22 protein-coding genes are annotated in these 20,214 nt (G+C 65.4%); 14 read left to right on the top strand and 8 right to left on the bottom strand.

Annotated features, from left to right (window positions below):
• Positions 1 to 204 precede the first annotated feature (204 nt).
• The 3 genes from xerD to JQ632_RS25945 form a co-directional block, all read right to left on the bottom strand.
• Positions 205 to 1,176 carry a site-specific tyrosine recombinase XerD gene (gene xerD, locus JQ632_RS25955; protein WP_212405434.1) on the bottom strand — a complete coding sequence of 324 codons (972 nt, stop codon included), beginning with the start codon at positions 1,174 to 1,176 and terminating at the stop codon, positions 205 to 207.
• A 101-nt stretch (positions 1,177 to 1,277) separates the two neighbouring features.
• Positions 1,278 to 1,682 carry a nuclear transport factor 2 family protein gene (locus JQ632_RS25950; protein ID WP_212405432.1) on the bottom strand — a complete coding sequence of 135 codons (405 nt, stop codon included), beginning with the start codon at positions 1,680 to 1,682 and terminating at the stop codon, positions 1,278 to 1,280.
• 93 nt (positions 1,683 to 1,775) lie between these two features.
• Positions 1,776 to 2,822 (bottom strand): aldehyde reductase, encoded by a 1,047-nt coding sequence (locus JQ632_RS25945; RefSeq protein WP_312015666.1) that lies wholly within the window; start codon positions 2,820 to 2,822, stop codon positions 1,776 to 1,778.
• A gap of 106 nt (positions 2,823 to 2,928) precedes the next feature.
• Here JQ632_RS25945 and JQ632_RS25940 point away from each other — a divergent pair, with 106 nt between their 5' ends.
• Entirely contained in the window at positions 2,929 to 3,525 is a 597-nt protein-coding gene (locus JQ632_RS25940; RefSeq protein WP_212405431.1) for a helix-turn-helix domain-containing protein, read from the top strand.
• A gap of 16 nt (positions 3,526 to 3,541) precedes the next feature.
• Here the strand turns inward: JQ632_RS25940 and JQ632_RS25935 are convergent, their stop codons facing one another.
• Positions 3,542 to 3,688 carry a hypothetical protein gene (locus tag JQ632_RS25935; RefSeq protein ID WP_018643497.1) on the bottom strand — a complete coding sequence of 49 codons (147 nt, stop codon included), beginning with the start codon at positions 3,686 to 3,688 and terminating at the stop codon, positions 3,542 to 3,544.
• Between the two features lie 147 nt (positions 3,689 to 3,835).
• Here JQ632_RS25935 and JQ632_RS25930 point away from each other — a divergent pair, with 147 nt between their 5' ends.
• The 3 genes from JQ632_RS25930 to JQ632_RS25920 all read left to right on the top strand — a co-directional run bounded on the left by JQ632_RS25930 (position 3,836) and on the right by JQ632_RS25920 (position 7,035).
• Complete coding sequence (locus JQ632_RS25930; RefSeq protein ID WP_212405429.1) at positions 3,836 to 4,459, top strand: shikimate kinase; 624 nt, start codon at positions 3,836 to 3,838, stop codon at positions 4,457 to 4,459.
• Complete coding sequence (aroB, locus tag JQ632_RS25925; protein ID WP_212405427.1) at positions 4,456 to 5,604, top strand: 3-dehydroquinate synthase; 1,149 nt, start codon at positions 4,456 to 4,458, stop codon at positions 5,602 to 5,604. Before JQ632_RS25930 ends, aroB begins: the two co-directional genes overlap by 4 nt.
• 126 nt (positions 5,605 to 5,730) lie before the next feature.
• The gene (locus tag JQ632_RS25920) at positions 5,731 to 7,035 is read left to right on the top strand and encodes an HlyC/CorC family transporter (protein WP_212405425.1); all 1,305 of its coding nucleotides are present in this window, start codon (positions 5,731 to 5,733) and stop codon (positions 7,033 to 7,035) included.
• A gap of 32 nt (positions 7,036 to 7,067) precedes the next feature.
• Here JQ632_RS25920 and JQ632_RS25915 read toward each other — a convergent pair whose 3' ends face one another.
• On the bottom strand, positions 7,068 to 7,346 hold the full coding sequence (locus tag JQ632_RS25915) for a BolA family transcriptional regulator (RefSeq protein WP_212405424.1): 279 nt from the start codon (positions 7,344 to 7,346) through the stop codon (positions 7,068 to 7,070).
• Between the two features lie 99 nt (positions 7,347 to 7,445).
• Between JQ632_RS25915 and JQ632_RS25910 the strand changes: the two genes are divergently transcribed.
• Positions 7,446 to 8,078, top strand: a complete 633-nt coding sequence (locus tag JQ632_RS25910) for a J domain-containing protein (RefSeq protein WP_212405422.1) — start codon at positions 7,446 to 7,448, stop codon at positions 8,076 to 8,078.
• Positions 8,079 to 8,249: 171 nt separating this feature from the next.
• Here JQ632_RS25910 and JQ632_RS25905 read toward each other — a convergent pair whose 3' ends face one another.
• Positions 8,250 to 9,344: a citrate synthase/methylcitrate synthase gene (locus JQ632_RS25905; protein ID WP_212405421.1), complete on the bottom strand. Its 1,095-nt coding sequence runs from the start codon at positions 9,342 to 9,344 to the stop codon at positions 8,250 to 8,252.
• A 76-nt stretch (positions 9,345 to 9,420) separates the two neighbouring features.
• Here JQ632_RS25905 and JQ632_RS25900 point away from each other — a divergent pair, with 76 nt between their 5' ends.
• The gene (locus JQ632_RS25900; protein ID WP_212405420.1) at positions 9,421 to 10,650 is read left to right on the top strand and encodes a citrate synthase family protein; all 1,230 of its coding nucleotides are present in this window, start codon (positions 9,421 to 9,423) and stop codon (positions 10,648 to 10,650) included.
• A gap of 253 nt (positions 10,651 to 10,903) precedes the next feature.
• Here JQ632_RS25900 and JQ632_RS25895 read toward each other — a convergent pair whose 3' ends face one another.
• Positions 10,904 to 11,560 carry a DedA family protein gene (locus JQ632_RS25895; protein ID WP_212405419.1) on the bottom strand — a complete coding sequence of 219 codons (657 nt, stop codon included), beginning with the start codon at positions 11,558 to 11,560 and terminating at the stop codon, positions 10,904 to 10,906.
• Positions 11,561 to 11,926: 366 nt separating this feature from the next.
• Here JQ632_RS25895 and cobS point away from each other — a divergent pair, with 366 nt between their 5' ends.
• The 8 genes from cobS to JQ632_RS25855 all read left to right on the top strand — a co-directional run bounded on the left by cobS (position 11,927) and on the right by JQ632_RS25855 (position 19,660).
• Positions 11,927 to 12,925, top strand: a complete 999-nt coding sequence (gene cobS / locus JQ632_RS25890; protein WP_212405418.1) for a cobaltochelatase subunit CobS — start codon at positions 11,927 to 11,929, stop codon at positions 12,923 to 12,925.
• Positions 12,926 to 12,929: 4 nt separating this feature from the next.
• Positions 12,930 to 13,340, top strand: coding sequence for a GNAT family N-acetyltransferase (locus JQ632_RS25885; RefSeq protein WP_212405417.1), 411 nt, complete (start codon positions 12,930 to 12,932; stop codon positions 13,338 to 13,340).
• A complete protein-coding gene (cobT, locus tag JQ632_RS25880; RefSeq protein ID WP_212405416.1) occupies positions 13,337 to 15,247 on the top strand; it encodes a cobaltochelatase subunit CobT in 1,911 nt (636 codons plus the stop codon). Before JQ632_RS25885 ends, cobT begins: the two co-directional genes overlap by 4 nt.
• Positions 15,244 to 16,335, top strand: a complete 1,092-nt coding sequence (locus JQ632_RS25875) for an esterase-like activity of phytase family protein (RefSeq protein ID WP_212405415.1) — start codon at positions 15,244 to 15,246, stop codon at positions 16,333 to 16,335. The genes cobT and JQ632_RS25875 overlap by 4 nt, the downstream gene beginning before the upstream one ends.
• Positions 16,336 to 16,398: 63 nt before the next feature.
• Positions 16,399 to 17,097, top strand: coding sequence for a hypothetical protein (locus tag JQ632_RS25870; RefSeq protein ID WP_212405414.1), 699 nt, complete (start codon positions 16,399 to 16,401; stop codon positions 17,095 to 17,097).
• Positions 17,094 to 17,810: a hypothetical protein gene (locus JQ632_RS25865; RefSeq protein ID WP_249152540.1), complete on the top strand. Its 717-nt coding sequence runs from the start codon at positions 17,094 to 17,096 to the stop codon at positions 17,808 to 17,810. Before JQ632_RS25870 ends, JQ632_RS25865 begins: the two co-directional genes overlap by 4 nt.
• A 127-nt stretch (positions 17,811 to 17,937) precedes the next feature.
• On the top strand, positions 17,938 to 19,050 hold the full coding sequence (locus tag JQ632_RS25860) for an NADH:flavin oxidoreductase/NADH oxidase (protein WP_212405413.1): 1,113 nt from the start codon (positions 17,938 to 17,940) through the stop codon (positions 19,048 to 19,050).
• Between the two features lie 199 nt (positions 19,051 to 19,249).
• A complete protein-coding gene (locus JQ632_RS25855; RefSeq protein ID WP_212405412.1) occupies positions 19,250 to 19,660 on the top strand; it encodes a hypothetical protein in 411 nt (136 codons plus the stop codon).
• A gap of 57 nt (positions 19,661 to 19,717) precedes the next feature.
• On the opposite strand, the gene JQ632_RS25850 is transcribed toward JQ632_RS25855, so the two are convergent.
• Positions 19,718 to 19,963, bottom strand: a complete 246-nt coding sequence (locus tag JQ632_RS25850) for a PilZ domain-containing protein (protein WP_212405411.1) — start codon at positions 19,961 to 19,963, stop codon at positions 19,718 to 19,720.
• Positions 19,964 to 20,214 lie beyond the last annotated feature (251 nt).

Here is a 20,214-nt window from a genome sequence, read left to right as displayed (position 1 = left end):
ATAGGGAGGACGGGGCGGGGAGGTGAAACGGGATTTGGCTCAGGGATAAGAAGTGTAGCTTCTTCAATGGTTTGGCTTGTGCGCGCCGCGGCGCGCGCCAAATCACTGGGAGGACGACGGCTCTTTCTGCGGAGAAAGGGCCGAAGTCAAGGCGGTTCTATTGGTCGTCCCGGCCTGCGCCGGGACGACGGCTTTCTCCAACGGCTACTTCTCCGCCAGCGGGTGCAGGTCGCGCACCAGGCTCTTCAGCCGCTCCTCCACGACGTGGGTGTAAATCTGGGTGGTCGAGATGTCGGTGTGGCCGAGCAGGGTCTGCACGATGCGCAAGTCAGCGCCGTTGTGCAGCAGGTGGCTGGCAAAGGCGTGGCGCAGCACGTGCGGCGAGACCAGGCGGGCCTGCAGGCCGGAGGCGACCGCGAGCTCCTTGAGGTCGCGGGCAAAGTGCTGTCGCGTCAAATGTCCGCTCTCGCCGAAGGAGGGAAACAGCCATTTTGACGCTGCGAGGCTGCCCTTTTTGTTCGGCTTGTCGTCACCTTTGGTCGTTGCGTCGGTCGCGCCGAGGTAATCCACCATCGCCTGGCGCGAGGCCTCGTTGAGCGGCACCAAGCGTTCCTTGTTGCCCTTGCCGCGTACCACGATCATGCGGGCGTCGCGCTTCGCCGCCGAGCGCGGCAGCGCCACCAGCTCGGAGACGCGCAGGCCCGTCGCGTATAGCACTTCCAACAGGCAATAGAGCCGCAAATTCCGCAACCGTTGCGACGGCGAAGCGTCGGCGGCCTCGCTCAACTCCTTCGCTCGCCCAAGCATTTTGTCGACATCCGCGATCGACAGCACCTTTGGCAGGCTGCGGCCGCGCTTCGGCCCGGACAGGATCGCGGCCGGATCGTCGGCGCGCAGCTTCTCGTTGAGGAGGAAGCGGTACAGGTGCCGCATCGCCGACAGCCGCCGGGCGACGCTGGTGGATTTGAAACCGCGCGTGTCGAGATCGGCGAGATAGTCGCGCAGGATCTGCGTCTCGGCATCCACGAAGCTGTGGCCGAGGCGGCCCAAAAATTCCGAGAAATCGGTGAGGTCGCGCCGGTAGGCGTCGAGCGTGTTGGTACCTGCGCCTTGTTCCGCCGCGAGCATGTCGAGGAACAGGCCGATCAGTCTCGTATCGGAGGGTTTTGCTGGCATCGCCTCCGACCCTAACGCCTATTTCTTGAGAAATTTGTAGGAATTGTCACCCTCATTTCCCGGAGCGGCACTTCAGATACGTGCTGAAGGCCCGCCCACGACTAAGACATTTGACTGATCGCAGTGGCCTGCGACCAGACGACCATCCATCGCCCGTCGCGATATTCATAGGTGTCGGTGTGCCAGTAGTCGCCGGGGGCAACCCGATGGCCACCGAACACGATCTCGAGTCTGGCGCGATAGCGGATCACCGCATGACCATTTTGCTGCCGTACCGCGATAGGTCCGGGTTCCCACATGAGATATTTGATCTGGCCACTCACAATCGCACCCAAATATTCGTCCTTGGAGAGAGGCATCCCGATCGGCGTGATCAACTGGAACTCCGGCGCGTGGAGCGGCCTTGCCGCGTCCATATCGCCCGCGACCAAGGCGCGAAGCCGGGACCGTTCGATGTTGCGGATCTGCTCGGCTTCCGGTGAAGAGTGTGTTGTGTGCGTTGGCATCAGGGTCGTCCAATTTTGGAAGGGAAGTTGAGATTGCATTGTGGCGGCGCGATCCGTGGGTGACACGGATTGCGCAGGACCGGCCCAGCCGGTCTACGCCGGCTCGATCAAACGATAGTCGATCAGGCTTTGTGCGCTGGCGCGGATGCAGTCCTGGTCAGGCCGCGCTCGCCAGTTCAGCACGCGATGCGCCTTGGCGGCACTGACACTGAGGTCCCGATCGAGCTCGTGGACGATCATGCGCGAACGTCCGCTGAACGGAGCCATAACTCGCACCATCCAGCTTGGCACGTCGCCGCGGGGCAAATGGGCCGCATAGGCCGGGAACGATTTCGCCAGCACCGCGGCCAACTCTCTCAACCAGAGAAAACCTCCGCCGACGATGAAACGCTCTCCGGAAGCGTCTGGACATGTCATTGCGCGGATATGAGCGTCGGCGGCATCGCGCACGTCCACGACCGCAAATCCAAAGCGCGGCACACGTTTCAGCTTGCCGCTCATCATTTGCTGGATCAGCCCGACCGACGTGCCGTATTGCGGGCCGAGCAGCGGTCCGAAGATCATGCCCGGATTGATGACCGTCAGATCGAGTCCGCTCTTGCTGGCAAAGGTCCACGCGGCCTGCTCGGCCAGCGTTTTCGATCTGTAATATGGCGTCGCCCGCGCGCTGGTGGGATCGGTCCAGTCGCTCTCGGTATAGGGAGCCTGGCCGCTGCCGTGATTGGTGGCGGCGATCGAAGATGTAAGCACCACCCGTGCGACACCGGCGTGATGGGCCGCGCGCAGCACCCGTAGCGCGCCGTCTTTCGCGGTCCGGATCAGGTCGTTCGCGTCGCTCGATAGTCCTGCCGGAAATGGTGAGGCGGTGTGAATGACGTAGCGGCATCCCTCGAGTGCGTCATCCCATCCCGTGTCGGAGCAAAGATTAGCCTGAGCAAAACTGAGCGTCCCGGCGCCGGTCGGCGCAGCGGCGCAAAGCTGGCTCCGGATGCGGTCGCAGGCGGCAAGGCTGCGGACCGTGCCGCGAACGCGATAGCCGCTCGCCAGCAATTGCATTGCGACATGTCCGCCGAGAAACCCGCCGATGCCGGTCACCAGCACCGTGGCGGCGGCCGCTGGGGTGTTCTGTTGATAATGCACGTGATTTCAATCCACTGATCGGGCGGCTCAGCCCACTTAGACATCTAGACATATATTGTCTAATTTGTTTTTGACGGATTGGACGAAGATTGTCAATGTGTCTCAAATGAGCCCGAGCGATCAAAAATCAGAGGCGATACTCGACGCGGCACTTCCGGTCTTCGTGCGCCACGGCTTTCGCAAGACATCGATGGCCGACATCGCCCGCGCCGCAGGCATCTCGCGCGCGTCCCTCTATCTGAGCTTCAGCAGCAAGGAGGAATTGTTCCGGGCGGGTTCGGCACGGGCGCATGCCAAAACGATGCGAAGCGTCGAAGCCGCGCTCGATAGCGATGGCGACGTTCTCAGTCGAATCGAGTTGGCGATTGCGGCCTTCCAGCGCGACTTGATCGTGCCGTTCGCCAGCAGCGCCGACGCTGCGGAACTGTTCGACACCAATATGGCACTGGCCAAGGACATCGCAGTGGCGGCGCGCGCCCGATTGGTGGCACTGCTTGCTCGCGCACTGGCGGAGGCGCAAGCAACGAGTGCGATCACCCTGGATGCCCTGAATTCCACGCCCGCGGACCTTGCTGCCATCATCGTCGCGGCGATGGAAGGTATCAAGGATGCGCAAGTCGCAGGTCAAAATCTCGTCGAAGATACGCGGCTGTTTCTGCGTCTGCTGCGCCAAGCACTAACGCGGAATTCGCAAGCCGGCTGACGCTCGCAACCAGCGTCTACTTCTTTAGAAATTTGTCAGGCGGGATCGTCACCGTCATTTCCCGCGGCTTGGGATTGACGAAGTTCGCCAGCGCGAAGATCACGCCATAGACGATGCCGGCGATCACGGCGACGACCGTCAGGAAGCGGAACAGGCTCGGCATGGATCTGGGTCTCGGACGCGCAAATTAACCAATGAAATCATCCAACATGTTCGCCGTTTCGTGGCAAGAGTCCTCTGGCGAGGGCCTCTTGGGGGGTAGTATAGGTGGCAGGGAATGCCGCATTTGGCGGCAGGTTGAGCGAGGAACATGTCCGACGCCGTAGTGCCAGCACCCGCCTCGTCCGAGGCCGACATCCTGTCGGCCCTCGGATCGCGCTCGATCGTGCTGGTCGGCATGATGGGCGTCGGCAAATCCACCATCGGCCGCCGCATGGCGGCGCGGCTGCGGCTGCCCTTCGTCGATGCCGATAGCGAGATCGAGGCGGCCGCGGGCATGACCATACCGGAGATTTTCGAGCGCCATGGCGAGCCCTATTTCAGGGACGGCGAGGCGCGGGTGATCGCGCGGCTGCTGGACGGCGGGCCGGGGGTGCTGGCCACCGGCGGCGGCGCCTTCATGCGCGAGGAGACGCGCCGACGGATCGCGGCCAAAGCGGTCTCGATCTGGCTCAAGGCCGATCCTGACGTGATCATGCGGCGGGTGCGGCGCCGGGCCGACCGCCCGCTGCTCCAGACCGCCGATCCCGAGGCGACCGTCACCCGCCTGCTCGGCGAGCGCGAACCGGTCTACCGCAATGCCGACCTCACCATCGCCTCGCGCGACGTGCCACATGACCGCATCGTCGACGAATGCATCGAGATGCTGCGGGCGCATCTCTGCGGCGCTGCCGTTTCCGAACAACCTTCCGATGTCGCGAGTGCCGCACGATGACTGCGCCGTTGAAGCATTCTGATCCCATCGTCGTCGACGTCGCGCTCGGCGAGCGCGCCTATGACATCATCATCGGCCGCGACGTGCTGCAGACGCTGGGCGCGCGGATCGCGGCCTTGCGTCCCGGCGTGCGTACGGCGATCGTGACCGATCGCACCGTGGCAAGGCACTGGCTGGAGCCGACCGAGGCTTCGCTCAGCGACGCCGGCATCCCGACCTCGCGTGTCATCGTCGAGGAAGGCGAGATCTCCAAGACCTATGCCGGCCTGGAAAAGGTCAGCGAAGCCCTGATCGCGGCAAAAATCGAGCGCAACGATCTGGTGATCGCGCTCGGCGGCGGCGTGGTCGGCGATCTCGCCGGCTTTGCGGCCGCGATCCTGCGCCGCGGCGTCGATTTCGTGCAGGTGCCGACCTCGCTGCTGGCGCAGGTCGATTCGAGCGTCGGCGGCAAGACCGGCATCAACTCGCCGCAGGGCAAGAATCTGCTCGGCGCCTTCCACCAGCCGGTGCTGGTCATCGCCGACACCGCCGTGCTCGACACGCTGTCGCCGCGCCAGTTCCGCGCCGGCTATGCCGAGGTCGCGAAATATGGCGTTCTTGGCGATGAGGCCTTCTTCGCCTGGCTCGAGAAGAACCAGGCCGACATTTTCAAGGGAAGCTCGGCGCGCGAGCACGCGATCGCCACCTCCTGCCGCGCCAAGGCCGGCGTCGTCTCGCGCGACGAACGCGAGACCAGCGAGCGGGCGCTGCTCAATCTCGGCCACACCTTCGGCCACGCGCTGGAAGCCGCCACCGGCTTCTCCGACCGCCTGTTCCACGGCGAGGGCGTGTCGATCGGCATGGTGCTGGCGGCTGAGTTTTCGGCAAAGCTCGGCATGATTGGTGCCGCCGATGCGGCACGAGTCGAGCGGCATCTGGCCGAGGTCGGCCTGCCCACGCGCCTGCAGGACATCGCGGGATTTGCGCAGGAGGGGCTCAGCGACGCCGACGGCCTGATGGCGCTGATGGCGCAGGACAAGAAGGTCAAGCGCGGCAAGCTCACCTTCATCCTGCTCGAGGCGGTCGGACGCGCCGTCATCGCCAAGGATGTCGAGCCGGCGCTGGTGCGCGATTTCCTGCAAGAGAAACTTGCGCGCAAGGCGTGATGCGCGGCTGAGCCGGCGCAAAAGCGTTTTCGAGCGAAGTGGGTACCGGTTCGCGTAAGGAAAACGCGTCAAAACAAGAAGATCCGTTCTGATCCCATCGGAACGGAACTGGCTCTAGAGTGGTGCATGGACTGGCTCGGACTTTCCATCGTCGTTTTCTGCCTCCTGGTCTCGGCGTTCTTCGCCGCGAGCGAGACCGCGCTGACCGGCGCCTCGCGCGCCAGCATGCTGCGGCTCTCCAAGCAGGGCAATCACGACGCCGACGTGGTCTCGCAATTGCTCGACATGCGCGAGCGCCTGATCGGCGCGCTGCTGCTCGGTAACAACATCGCCAATATCGGCGCCTCCGCGCTCGCGACCGCCATCTTCACCGCCTGGTTCGGCGACGTCGGCGTGCTCTACGCCACCGGCGTGATGACCGCGCTCGTGGTGATCTTCGCCGAGGTCCTGCCCAAGACCATCGCGATCAACGCACCCGACCGCATGGCGCTCGCCGTGGCGCGTCCGATGCGGCTCACGATGTACGTGCTCGGACCGCTGCTGCATGTGGTCGAAGTCGTCGTGCGGCTCTTGATGCGGCTGTTCGGCTTCGCCGGCGAGCACCAGGCGATCCTGTCGCCGACCGAGCGCCTGCGCGGTGCGGTCGACCTCTTGCACCACGAGGGCAAGGTCGAGAAGCACGACCGCGACATGCTCGGCGGTCTGTTGGACCTGCGCGAGCTCCAGGTCTCCGACGTGATGATCCATCGCACCGAGATGGTCATGATCAATGCCGATTTGCCTGCGGAAGATCTGGTGCGCGAGGTGCTCGCCACCGAATACACCCGCATTCCGCTGTGGCGCGAGAAGCCGGAGAACATCATCGGCGTGCTGCACGCCAAGGATCTTTTGCGCGCGATTCGCGCCTCCGACGGCGACACCTCGCGCATCGATGCCTCGACCATCGCGCTGCCGCCCTGGTTCGTGCCGGAGATGCGGCCCGTCTCCGAGCAGCTCAAGGCGTTCCGCCGCCGCAAGACCCACTTTGCGCTCGTCGTCGACGAGTATGGCGAAGTTGAAGGTCTTGTGACGCTGGAAGACATCTTGGAGGAGATCGTCGGCGACATCTCCGACGAGCACGACGTGGTGGTCGCGGGCGTCCGCGCCCAGCCCGACGGCTCCGTCGTGGTCGACGGCTCGGTGCCGATCCGCGACCTCAACCGCGCCATGGACTGGAATCTGCCTGACGAAGAGGCAACGACGGTCGCGGGCCTCGTCATTCACGAGGCGCGTTCGATCCCCGACCGCGGCCAGAGCTTTACCTTCCACGGCTTCCGTTTCCGCGTGCTCCGCCGCGAGCGCAACCGCATCACCGCGCTCCGTATTTCACCGGTGCCGCGCGAGGCCGAGGTCGAGGAAGCCAAGCCGAGGCGGGCCGGGACGGCGTTTTGATTTTCTGACCTCCAGGGGAGGGTCAGCGAAGATCACCCTTCGCCCGGCGCCTGCGCGTGGATCGCCAGCGCGTGCACGCTGCCCAAGAGTTCCGCAGCCAGCGCCGCATTTATCATGCGGTGGCGCTCGACCCGGCCCTTCCCTTTGAAGGCGTCAGACACAACATAAACCCGGAAATGCGTCTCGCCGCTCGGCCGGTGGCCGGCATGGCCTTCATGCAAATGTGACTCGTCGACCACCCGCAGGCTTTCCGGCGAGAAAGCTTCGCGCAACTTGTTGGTGATAGTATCGGTCATAGCCATGAGAGCCATTAATGCGCGGGTGAGAGATCCGTCAATCAGCTAATCGCCAAACAGCTAATCGCAATGTCAAGACTTGAAGGTTTTCGCATTGCGTAGTCAAAGTCAGCCATGCCGATCGATTCATCAAAGTTCTTCGACTCCATCCGCGTCAAGCCGACCAAGGCGAAGCAGGACGCGAAGCCGCGCGAGACCGTGGTCAATTGCGAGTGGGCCGGCTGTCAGAACAAGGGCGCGCACCGTGCGCCGAAGGGGCGCGAGAATTCGCGCGAGTACTGGCATTTCTGTCTCGACCATGTGCGCGAGTACAATCAGTCCTACAATTTCTTCTCCGGCATGAATGCGGAGGCCGTGGCGCGCTACCAGAAGGACGCGCTCACCGGCCATCGTCCGACCTGGAAGATGGGCGCCAATGGCGGCGTCAAGAAGGGAACGGAGGCCGAGATCGACGGCGCCTTCGACCCGTTCAGCATGTTCTCGGAGATCAATGGCCGCGCCAACTGGCGCCGCGGCCCGGAGGCGCCGAAGGCCGAGACGCGCAAGGTGATGAACGCCGAGCGCAAGGCGCTCCAGGTGATGGGCCTCGGCCCCGACGTCACGCTCGCCGACGTCAAGACCAAGTACAAGGCGCTGGTCAAGCAGCACCACCCCGACGCCAATGGCGGCGACCGCTCGACGGAAGACCGCCTGATCGAGATCATCAAGGCGTATAATTATTTGAAGACGGTGGTGCGGGAGGCGTAGGCCTCGCGTCACAGCCTCGTAGGGTGGGTTAGCCTTGCGACTGCGCGAAGCGCAGTTCGCCGGGCGTAACCCACCTCTTTAATCTCCGCGGTGACAGAAGTGGTGGGTTACGCCGAGCGGTTTGCGCTTCGCGCAATCCGCGGGGCTTACCCACCCTACGAAATCCATCCGTCACGCCTTCGGCATCGCCCCGACATACGACGAGCTCGGCCGGATCAGCCGTCCGGTGCGCCGATGCTCCAGCGCGTGCGCGGTCCAGCCGGCGACGCGGGCGACGGCGAAGATCGGCGTAAAGGCCTGCCTGGGAATCGCGAGCGCGTCGAGCAGGATCGCGGTGAAGAACTCGACATTGGTCTCCAGCGGCCGCTCCGGATTCTTCTTCCGCAAGGCGTCGCGGATATAGGCCTCGACCTCGCCGGCAAAGGGCAGGTCGGCGCCGTTGGAGGCGAGCGCCTCGATCGCGGTCTTCAGCACGTCGGCGCGCGGGTCGCGCACGCGATAGACGCGGTGACCAAAGCCCATCATCCGTTCGCCGCGGGCGAGCGCCGCATCCACCCAGGGCTTGATGCGCTCGCGCGTCCCGATCGCATCGAGCATCTCCAGCACCGGCTCCGGTGCACCGCCATGCAGCGGCCCGGTCAGTGCGCAATAGCCGGCGGTCACGGCCGCGAACAGGTCGGCATGGGTCGATGCCACGACGCGCGTGGCGAAGGTCGAGGCGTTCATGCCGTGGTCGCAGACGGTGACCAGATAGGCGTCGAGTGCGGTGACCTCGCGTGTCGCGGGGCTGCGGCCGTGCAGCATGCGCAGCGTATCGGCGGCATGGCTGACGCTCGGATCGGGCGCGACGGGATCGAGGCCCTTGGCCCGGCGCACCAGCGCGCCGGCGATCACCGGGAAGGCGCCGACGACGGTCGCTTCGTGGTCGAGCCCGTGCTCGGCGCGCAGGCCGGCGACCGCGGCGCGAAACCCGTCGACGATCCCCATGCCGCGCGTGGCCGGCAGCAGGTCGGGCAGCCGGGCGAAAGCGCGTTCGCGCGCAGCCCCCAGGCTTGCCCGCACATTGGCTTCGCTGAGCTTGCTCCCCATCGCGCCGTTCCAGAGGCGCGCGGTCACGCCCTCGAAGCTCGATTTGGCGGCGAGGGCGCCGACATGCTCGCCCGCGATGATCAATTCGCCGCGCTCGCCGTCGACATGGCTCAGCACGGTTTCGGCCGCGGGAATGCCGTCCAGTCCGATTTGGCTTTTGGTGAGGTGGATGTTCATGGCCCATTCTCCTTTCGCAATGCAGGAAAGGTCGGGCCTCTCGACAGATTGATCAATCTTGATTACATAAATCAACATGAAAAATTCCGAGGAACTCTACCTCTCCGCCCGGGAAGCCGCCGCCGAGCTCGCGATCTCGCCGGCGACCCTCTACGCCTATGTCAGCCGCGGCCTGATCCGCTCCGAGCCGACAGCCGATTCGCGCAAGAACCGCTACCGGGCCGAGGACGTCCGCAGCCTGAAGGATCGCCGCAGCCCCTCGCCGGAGCCGCGGGGATTGCGCAGCTTTGATGCCGATCTGCCTGTGCTGGACACGGAGATCGCGACCATCACCGAGGACGGCCCGATCTATCGCGGCGTGAACTGCGTCGATCTCTCCGAACGCGACACGCTGGAGCACACGGCAACGCTGCTCTGGGACGTCTCCGGCGTCGATCCCTTCGCGCCGGACAACTGCCCGCACGTCTCCGACGAGATGCGCGCGATCGCGCAAGCCGCGCGCCGTGCCGCGCCGATCGACCGCGCCATCGCCGTCCTCGCGCTCGCGTCCAGCGCCGATCCCCGCGCCTTCACCCGCGCGCCCGATGGCCGCGCGCTGGTCGGCGCGCGTATCGTCCGCCTCCTGGTCGCCACCATGCTCAATGCCGAGCCCTCGGCTGAGCCGCTGCATCAGCTGGTCGCGCGCGCCTGGGCGCCCGACAACAAGCACGCCGCCGATCTCGTCCGCCGCGCGCTGGTGCTGCTCGCCGATCACGAGTTGAACGCATCCACCTTCACCGCGCGCTGCGCGGCCTCGACCGGCCTCAATCTGTACGACGCGGTGATTGCCGGCCTTGCCGCGCTGAAGGGACCAAAGCATGGCGGCGCCGGCGTGCTGGCCTCGCAGCTCGTCAAGACGCTGGTGGACCGCGACGTCGAGCCGATGGTGCGCGAGCGCGTCGCGCTCGGCGAGCGCTTTGCCGGTTTTGGGCACGGCGTCTACAAGCGCGGCGATCCGCGCGCGCAGTCGCTGCTGAATGCGCTTGCCCGCACTGGGGCGCCGCGCAAATTCACCCGCGAAGTGCCGGAAAGGATCGCGGAAGCGACCGGCGAGCTCGTCAATATCGACTACGCGCTCGCAGTCCTCGTGCACGCGCTGCGCTTTCCGCCCGGCAGCGAGCTCGCGCTGTTTGCGATGTCACGCAGCGTCGGCTGGATCGCGCATGCCAGCGAGCAGCTGGCCCTCGGCAAGCTGATCCGCCCGCGCGCGCGCTATGTGGGGCCGGCGCCGGGGCGGAGGACGGTGATTGCGGATTCGAAAAGCTAGACACTAAGTAGATCAGAACCGCTGCGAAGGTGCGCACCCTCCCCTGGAGGGGTCCGAGACGAGCGTAGCTCGCTCGAGGGTCGATCGCGCGCAGCGCGAGCGGGGTGGGGTGATCTCTCCCCTCGGGCAGTGTTCGGTGCGGAGAGACCGTCACCCCACCCCGCTACGCATTTCGCTGCGCTACATGCGTAGCGACCCTCCCCCTCCAGGGGAGGGTAAGAAAGCGCATCGCCCTTTCAGATGTCAGCTTGTCCTAAGCCGTCGTCTTCGCAGGTGCCTTGCCGCTGCCGTGCCGCCGGCGGATGGTCCAGATCGCGAGGCCCAGGATGATGGCGCAGCCGACCACTGCGTACATCCAGAGATGTTTGCCGACATGCTCATGGTGCGGCATCCCTGCATATTCGTGCAGCGCCGAGACCGCCAGCACGCCTGGCAGCACATGGGCGGGCGCCCAGACCAGGATCGCGGGGATATTGACCGCGTAGAAGCGCGTGGGCTGCATGCCGAGCGCGCCCGCGGTCACCGGCACGAAGGCGCGGATCGGCGGCACGAAGCGGGCGAAGAACACTGCCCAGGTGCCAAAGCGCTGGAAGAACGTCTCGCTCTCCTCGACCACGCGCGGATAATTGGTCAGAGGCCAGGTGTTGAGGATCTCGCGCTGCCGGCGGTGCCCGACCCAATAGGCCGAGCCGTCGCCGAGCACGGCGCCGAGCGCGGCCGCCAGCAGCACCCATTGCAGCTTCAGCTCGCCACCGGGAACCAGCGCGCTCAGCGCCAGAATGATGGTCGAGCCGGGAACGACCGAGCCGACCACCGGAACGGCCTCCAAAAGGGCCGCCAGGAACAGGGTCAGGTAGGCGAGCCAGGCATGGGCCGAGACGAACGCGATGAAGGGATCAAGGAAGGACACGTTGTCTCCACATGCACTGTCATTCCGGGGCGCGCGCAGCGCGAACCCGGAATCTCGAGATTCCGGGTTCGATGCTTCGCATCGCCCCGGAATGACGGTCGCCGGACCTTACATAAGTCGGGCGAGGGGGCAAAAGTGCCGGCGCTGATGGCCGGGCGCCTGACGGAGGCAAAATTTGGGCGTGATTCGCAGGGCAACCTTCCCAAAATCGCGTTCCTTACCTATCTCAATGATAAGACAATGGAACTTTGATTTGCGCGCGGGCTTCTGCCCGCCCGTGGTCTCTGATAGGTTCACCATCAGCACCCAGCCGCAGCCAACGTGCGAATAACCGGTTTCGGGACCGCCCGGGACCTCGGAGGATGAATGACGACCGCCGCCCTGTCCAAAGTTGAGGAAGTCAACGGATTGCCCGACATGAAGGTGTCGGTGCGCCAGGTGTTCGGGATCGACAGCGATCTCGAAGTGCCGGCCTATTCCGAAGTCGATCCTCACGTGCCCGAAGTCGATGCCGATTACCGCTTCGACCGCGCTACCACGCTCGCCATTCTCGCAGGCTTTGCCAAGAACCGCCGCGTCATGGTCACCGGCTATCACGGCACCGGTAAATCGACCCACATCGAGCAGGTCGCCGCGCGGCTGAACTGGCCCTGCGTGCGTGTCAACCTCGACAGCCACATCAGCCGTATCGACCTCGTCGGCAAGGATTCGATCGTGGTCAAGGACGGCAAGCAGGTCACCGAATTCCGCGACGGCATTTTGCCCTGGGCGCTTCAGCACAACGTCGCGCTGGTGTTCGACGAATATGACGCGGGCCGCCCCGACGTGATGTTCGTGATCCAGCGCGTGCTCGAGGTCTCCGGCCGCCTGACGCTGCTCGACCAGAACAAGGTGATCAAGCCGCACCCGGCGTTCCGCCTGTTCTCGACCGCCAACACGGTCGGCCTCGGCGACACCTCGGGCCTCTATCACGGCACCCAGCAGATCAACCAGGGCCAGATGGACCGCTGGTCGATCGTCACCACGCTCAACTATCTCGGCCATGACGAGGAAGTGGAGATCGTGCTGGCGAAGGCCAGGCACTATCGCACCCAGGAAGGCCGCGACATCGTCAACAAGATGGTGCGCCTTGCTGATCTCACCCGCAACGCCTTCGCCAATGGCGATCTGTCGACGGTGATGAGCCCGCGCACGGTGATCACCTGGGCGGAGAACGCCGACATCTTCAGCGATATCGGTTTCGCCTTCCGCGTCACCTTCCTCAACAAGTGCGACGAGCTCGAGCGTCCGCTGGTCGCCGAGTTCTACCAGCGCTGCTTCAACGCGGAGCTGCCGGAATCGGCAGTCAACGTGGCGCTCAGCTGATCCCATGGCCTCCATCACCGTCGAGCGCAGCATTGGAAAAACCAAGAAAGCCGTGCTCGGCGGGCTCATCGGTTACAACACCGAGAAGATGGGGAAGCAGAAATACAAGCGCCTCGCGATTTCCCTGAAAGAGCGCGGCAAGATCGTCGGCGGGATCGTCGGTGAGGTCTGGACCACGGTGCTGTTCATCCAGCTGTTCTGGATCGAGCAGAAATACCGCGGCAAGGATCACGGCACGAAGCTGATCGCGGCGATCGAGGACGAGGCGAGACGGATCGGGGCGACCCGCTCCTATCTCGACACGATGAGTTTCCAGGCGCCGGGCTTCTACCGCGGTTGCGGCTACGAGGAGTTCGGCGCCATCGACGGCTATCCTGCCGGCGTCACGCGCCATTGGTTTACGAAGTCGCTATGAGCAGCACATCCAATTCCAAATTCCGCGGTGGAACCAAGGAAGCGCCGACCGAGCCGTTCAAGCGGGCGGTGACGTCCTGCCTGAAGGCGATCGCGAAGGCGCCCGAGCTCGACGTCAGCTTCGCCGCCGAGCGTCCGGGGCTTGCGCCCGGCAAGGCGCGGCTGCCGGAGCCCGCGCGGAAAATGACCAAGCGCGATGCCGCGATCGTCCGCGGTCACGCCGATTCCATCGCGCTGAAGCTCGCCTGCCACGATCCAAAAGTGCACCGCAAGCTGATGCCGGGCAATCCGCAGGCGCGCGGCGTGTTCGAGGCGGTCGAGCAGGCTCGCGTCGAGGCGATCGGCGCGCGCCGCATGGCGGGTGTTGCGAAAAACCTCACTGCGATGCTCGACGACCATTTCCATCGCGGCAAGTTCGACGAGATCACCGATCGCGCCGATGCGCCGCTGTCGGATGCGCTGGCGATGCTGGTGCGCGAACGCCTGACCGGCATGGCGCCGCCGGCGGCCGCCAAGAAGATGGTCGATCTCTGGCGTCCCATTCTCGAGGACAAGATCGGTGCGCGGCTCGACCGCCTTGATCGGCTGGTCGAGGACCAGACCCGCTTCGGCGATGCCGTGCATGATCTCTTGACGGCGCTCGACATCGGCGACGAACGCAACGCCGATTCCGACGATGACGAAGATCAGGACGACAACGGCGAGGGCGAGAACGATCAGTCCGGCGCCGAAGGCTCACCCGATTCCGACGCCGCGCAGGAGATGAGCGCCGACCAGGCGCAGGCGACGACCGAGGAGATGAGCGACAGCGCGATGGAAAGCGCGCAGGCCTCGACCTCTGACACGTTTGACGATGGCGAGCTCGGCGACGACGAGACGCCGGGCGAGGCGACGCGGCCGAATGCGCGCGGCAGCAACGAGCCGCGCGGTCCCGAATACCACGCCTTCGCGCCAAAGTTCGACGAGGTGATCGCCGCCGAAGACCTCTGCGACCATGACGAGCTCGAACGCCTGCGCTCCTATCTCGACAAGCAGCTCGCGCATTTGCAGGGCATCGTCGCACGTCTCGCCAACCGGCTGCAGCGCCGGCTGATGGCGCAGCAGAACCGTGCCTGGGAATTCGACCTCGAAGAGGGCATTCTGGATCCCGCGCGCCTGTCGCGCGTCGTCACCGATCCCTATCATCCGCTGTCCTTCATGCGCGAGAAGGAGGCGACCTTCCGCGACACCGTGGTGACGCTGCTTCTGGACAATTCCGGTTCGATGCGCGGCCGTCCCATCACGGTCGCGGCAACCTGCGCCGACATTTTGGCGCGCACGCTCGAGCGTTGCGGCGTCAAGGTCGAGATCCTCGGCTTCACCACGCGCGCCTGGAAGGGCGGGCAGTCCCGCGAAGCCTGGCTTGCCGCGGGTAAGCCGGCCAATCCCGGCCGCCTCAACGACCTCCGCCACATCATCTACAAGTCCGCCGACGCCCCCTGGCGCCGGGCGCGAAAGAATCTCGGCCTGATGATGCGCGAGGGGCTGTTGAAGGAGAACATCGACGGCGAGGCGCTGGACTGGGCGCACAAGCGCCTGTTGGGCCGCACCGAACAGCGCAAGATCCTGATGATGATCTCGGACGGCGCGCCGGTCGATGACTCCACGCTGTCGGTCAATCCCGGCAATTATCTCGAGCGGCATCTGCGTCACATCATCGAGGAGATCGAGACGCGCTCGCCGGTGGAGCTGATCGCGATCGGCATCGGCCATGACGTCACCCGCTATTATCGCCGCGCGGTGACGATCGTGGACGCGGAAGAACTCGGCGGCGCCATCACCGACAAGCTCGCCGAGCTCTTCAGCGAGACCAACACCGCGCCGCAGCCGACCACGACGAGCCGCCCGCGCCGCAAACTGCATTCGTGAGCACACGCACCTCCCGCCGCCAGTTCCTCAGCCGCGCGGCGGCGGGAGTTTCCGTTCTTTCCCTGCCGAACTTTGCGCAGGCCCAGCTCGCAACCGAGTCGCCGCCCAAATCTGCGCCGCCGAAATCGGCGGCCGGCATCGCCGAGCATGCCGTCACCGAGCCCGTCGCCATCGAGGTCAACGCGCGGCCGATCCCTGCCTTCGAGCCGCGTGACCGCACGCGCACGCGCTTCGGCTCGCTCGACTATCGCAGCGGCCTGGTGCTGACCTCGCCGCATCGCGGCTTTGGCGGCCTCTCCGGCATCCGGCTCGATGCCAAGGGCGAGCGCTTCATCGCGATCTCCGATCAGGCCACCTGGTTCACCGGCCGCATCCGCTATGCCGGCCGCGAGATGGTCGGGCTCGACGATGTCGAGGCCTCGCCAATGCTCAATGCCGACGGCCGTCCCATCACCGAAAAGCGCTACTGGTACGATTCGGAATCGCTCGCGCTCGACGGCACGTTCGTCTATGTCGGGCTCGAGCGCGTCAACCAGCTGTTGCGCTACGATTTCTCAAAAGGGTTTACGCGGTCGCGCGGCGAGGTGCTGCCGCTGCCACCTGCCGCGAGGAAGCTGCCCTCCAACAAGGGCCTCGAGGCGCTCGTCGTGGTGCCGAAGGGACAGCCGCTGGCGGGCACGCTGATCGCGCTGTCCGAGCGCGGGCTGGACCCTGCCGGCAACCTGATCGCCTTCCTGATCGGCGGTCCGTCGCCCGGCCAGTTCTCGATCCGCCGCACCGAGAATTTTGACGTCAGCGACGCCGTGCTGCTGCCTTCGGGCGAGCTGTTGGTGCTCGAGCGAAAATTCTCCTGGTTCACCGGCGTCAACATCCGGATCCGCGCGATCCCCCTGAAATCGATCGCGCCGAACGCGCTGGTCGACGGTCCCGCGCTGTTCGCAGCCGATCTCGGCCACGAGATCGACAACATGGAAGGCATCGACGCCCACGTCACGGCGGACGGCGAGACCGTGCTGACGCTGGTCTCCGACGACAATTTTTCCATGCTCCAGCGCACGATCCTGCTGCAGTTCACGCTGGTGGAGTAGCTCTCCTTCCGGCAGCACGACATCGGACTTGAACGCACTCACCCGCCGCTGCGACAAAGTGGCATGCAGCTTCGCTCGGCCATCCTCGCTCTCGTCCTCGCCGTATCGGCGCTGTCGCCGGCGCATGCCACGGCCGAGTACACCTTTGCCAAGGGCGAATACGGCATCGTCGACGGCGGGCGGGCGCCGAGCGGCAGGCTGTCGATAGCCGTTCACGGCGAGGGGGAGGGCGGTCGCAACAAATTCCACGCCTACCTGATGGCCGAGCCCGGCCACCGCCGATTGGCCGTGCTGGACGACATCTCCGAGAACAACAATCTCGATACCAAGCCCGACGCCTACTACGCCCGCTGGTCGCCGGATTCGCGCTACGTCGCGGTCTCTTTCCGCAGCGAGCGCCACATCATGACGATGAACATCTACCGGGTCGAGGGTGGCCGCGCCCGGCTGATCGGTACGCCGGACCTGTTCCGCGACATCACCGGCCGGACGATTGATCGCAAGACCGACGGTGACATGCGCACCTACGGGCCATCGGTCGAATGGCGGGCGCCGCGCCGCTTCCGCTTCAACGACTACCGCCTCTTCGTCCTGGAGGACACCAAACTCGCCGACAAGCTCGGCGCGCTCGGCAAGACCACCACGATGAAAGACGGCCGCTACACCATCCAGTTCTCGGCGGACGCCGATGTCACGCTGGTGCGCGGCGACCGCCTCCGCGTCGGCAAGCCGCGGCCGGGGACCTTTCCGGAGCTGGAATGATCCTCGTGCGGCTTCGTTGCGTCATCCTTGCCGCGCTCGTCGCCGTGCTCGCCGCGCTGCCGCAGGCCCGCGCAGCGGCGGAGCACACCTATCCGAAGGATGGATACGCCATCATCATCGGCGGGTGGGCGCCGAACAAGAGGTTGACGATTGCCACCCATGGCGTGGGCCAGGGTCGTCACGACAACCTCCACCTCTACCTGCTGGCCGAGCCGGGCCGTCGCCCGCTCGCCACGCTCGACGGCATCGGCCCGGACAATAATTTCGACACCGATCCCGACGTCTTTTACGCAGCCTGGTCGCCGGACTCGCATTACGTCGCGGTTTCCTTCCGCAACGCGCGCGAGATCGGAACCGAGATCTGGTCGCTGTACCTCTATGTCGTCGAAGCTGGCCGCGCGCGCCGCATCGACGTGCCCGATCTGTTTCGCGAGCTGACGGGCCGTACCGTCGAATTCAAGGCCGGCGGCGACATGAAGAGCAACTTCCCCACGGTGGAATGGCGCTCGCCGCGCCGCTTCCGTCTCAACGACCCCCGCACATTCATCCGGGACGACACCGCGCTGGCCGACAAGTTCAGCGATTTCAGCTTGCTGACCAGGATGAAGGACGGCCGCTACAAGATCCATTTCGCCGTCAAGGCCAACGTCACGCTGGGGCGCGGCGACCGCTATCGCCTGGGCCCGCTGCGGCAGGGGGCGTTCCGGGAGTAGCCGTGTCCGTGCGTTCCGGCCTGGAATGCGCGGCGCCGCGGGCGGCTATTCCTGCCGCGCCGCTGGTCAATCTTCGCGCGCCCGCTACACTCCTCCGCTCATCGCCCCCATTTCCGGAACTTTCCGCATGAGCGCCCTGTTTGCCCCGATCGAGCTGCGCGGTTTGAAGTTGAAGAACCGCATCATGGTGTCGCCGATGTGCCAGTACTCGGCCGAGGACGGCGTCGCCAATGACTGGCATTTTACCCACATCAACTCGCTGGCGCTGTCGGGCGCTTCGATGTTTTGCATCGAGGCCACCCATGTCGAGGCGATCGGCCGCATCACGCCGGGCTGCCTCGGCCTTTACGACGACGCCTGCGAAGCCGCGCTCGTTCCCATCCTCGCCTCGGTGCGCAAGCGTTCCACCACGGCGGTCGCGATGCAGCTCGCCCATGCCGGCCGCAAAGCCTCCAGCGCGCGGCCCTGGGACGGCGGGCAGCTCATGCCGGCCGATAAAGGCGGCTGGCGGCCGGTGGCGCCGAGCGCCGTGCCGCACAAGGAGGAGGAGGCCGCGCCGATCGCGCTTGATGCCGCGGGGTTGAAGCGCATCCGCGACGCCTTCGTCGATTGCACAAAACGCGCGACGCGGCTCGGCATCGACGCCATCGAGCTGCACGGCGCGCACGGCTATCTCATGCATCAGTTTTTGTCGCCGATCTCGAACCACCGCACCGACGAGTATGGCGGTAGCTTGCAAAACCGCATGCGCTATCCGCTCGAGATCTTCGACGCGGTGCGCGCGGCGTTCCCGCACGACAAGCCGATCGGCATCCGCGTCTCCTCCACCGACTGGGTCGAGGGCGGCTGGGATCTGGCGCAGACCATTGAGTTTTGCAAGGCGCTGAAAGCGCGCGGCGTCGACTGGATCGATGCCTCCTCCGGCGGCGTGTCGCCGAAGCAGAAGATACCGCTCGGCCCCGGCTACCAGGTGCAGTTTGCGGAGGTCATCAAGCGTGAGGTCGGCGTCACCACAGTGGCGGTCGGCCTGATCACCGAAGCCAGGCACGCCGAGGAGATCGTCGCGAGCGGCAAGGCCGACATGGTCGCCCTCGCGCGCGGCATGCTCTACGACCCCCGCTGGGGCTGGCACGCCGCCGCCGAGCTCGGCGGCACCGTCGACGCACCCCCGCAATACTGGCGCTCGCAGCCTTCGACGCAGAAGGCGCTGTTCGGGCAGACGACGTTTGGGGCGAGGTAGTACTGTTCGCGAGGCGCGACGGCGGCGCCAACCTCCACGTCGTCCTGGCGTTCGCCCGGACGACGGTGGAATGTGGTGCAAGATTTCGCCGCCCATAACACCGCGCCACCCCGTCTCACCCCTCCGTGACTCTCCTTACCTTCCACCCTCTCCCGAAAAGGCCTAACCTCGCCCTCGGTCAAAACGCCGGAGACTTGCCATGCGGTTCCGCGTCAGGAAGGCGGCCCACGTTCTGGAGCGCGTCGGGCTCGCGCTCGCGGGTGCTGCGTGCGGCCTGTTCGTCGGCGCCTATGTCGGCTCGTCGATCGCGCATCTCACCACGCAGGGATTTTTGCTGCTGATGATGATGCTGGGCGCGGTCGGCTTCTATCTCGGCATCGACGCGCCGCAGCTGCATTTCGATCCCGGCGACGAGGAGGTCGACGCCGCGGAGTTCCTGAGTGCGGTCGGCACCTTCTGCGCCACGCTCACGGCGTTTGCCTCCGTCGCCGTCATCGTGCTGCGGCTCGATCCACACGCGGTGTGGACCTGGCTGGTGCTCGCCGGCTGGATCGCCGGCGTCGCGATGCAGATCACCGCCGGCACCAAGGCAAGGTGGCGGAAGAAGTAGCACTAGGCCGGGACGATGGCGGACAAAGTGGCGCCGGCATCCCCTCAAACAGCCACCCTAAAACACCACCCCGATCCTCGACCCCCGCTTCCACGCGATGCGGCAGCGTTTTCGGGTGTTGACGTGCAGCAGCTCGAAGCGGTCGGGCAGCGCGACCTGGCCGCCGAGATCGACGCAGGCGCCGCCCGGCGAATAGTCGATCAGCGTGCAGTTGATCGCCGGCTTCTTCGCATCAAGGATGATCTTGGCCTGGCGCGACACCAGTCCGGCCGGCTTCACCCGGGCAAACCTGCGCTGAAACATTGTCGCGTCTCCTCCGCTTCGCTTAAGGCACGTGCGGGAAATAATGGTACGGAGGTCATTCCAGCGCCCCTAACCGCAGCATGCGCATTTTAGGGATTCTTCGCAGCGATTCAGGTTGCATTAACCCTGCGGGATGCGACACGCAGCGGCGCCGTTCTTACCCTCCCCCTCCAGGGCAGGGGAATCGCATATGGGTTTTCGCTAGCTATTGCATTGTAAGGCAAGACGGATTCTGAAGACGACTCCCGGGT

Source organism: Bradyrhizobium liaoningense, from assembly GCF_018130955.1.
GTDB classification, from domain to species: domain Bacteria; phylum Pseudomonadota; class Alphaproteobacteria; order Rhizobiales; family Xanthobacteraceae; genus Bradyrhizobium; species Bradyrhizobium liaoningense_C.
The sequence above is the reverse complement of the archived record's forward strand: the minus strand, read 5'-3'. Positions and strand labels throughout refer to the sequence as shown.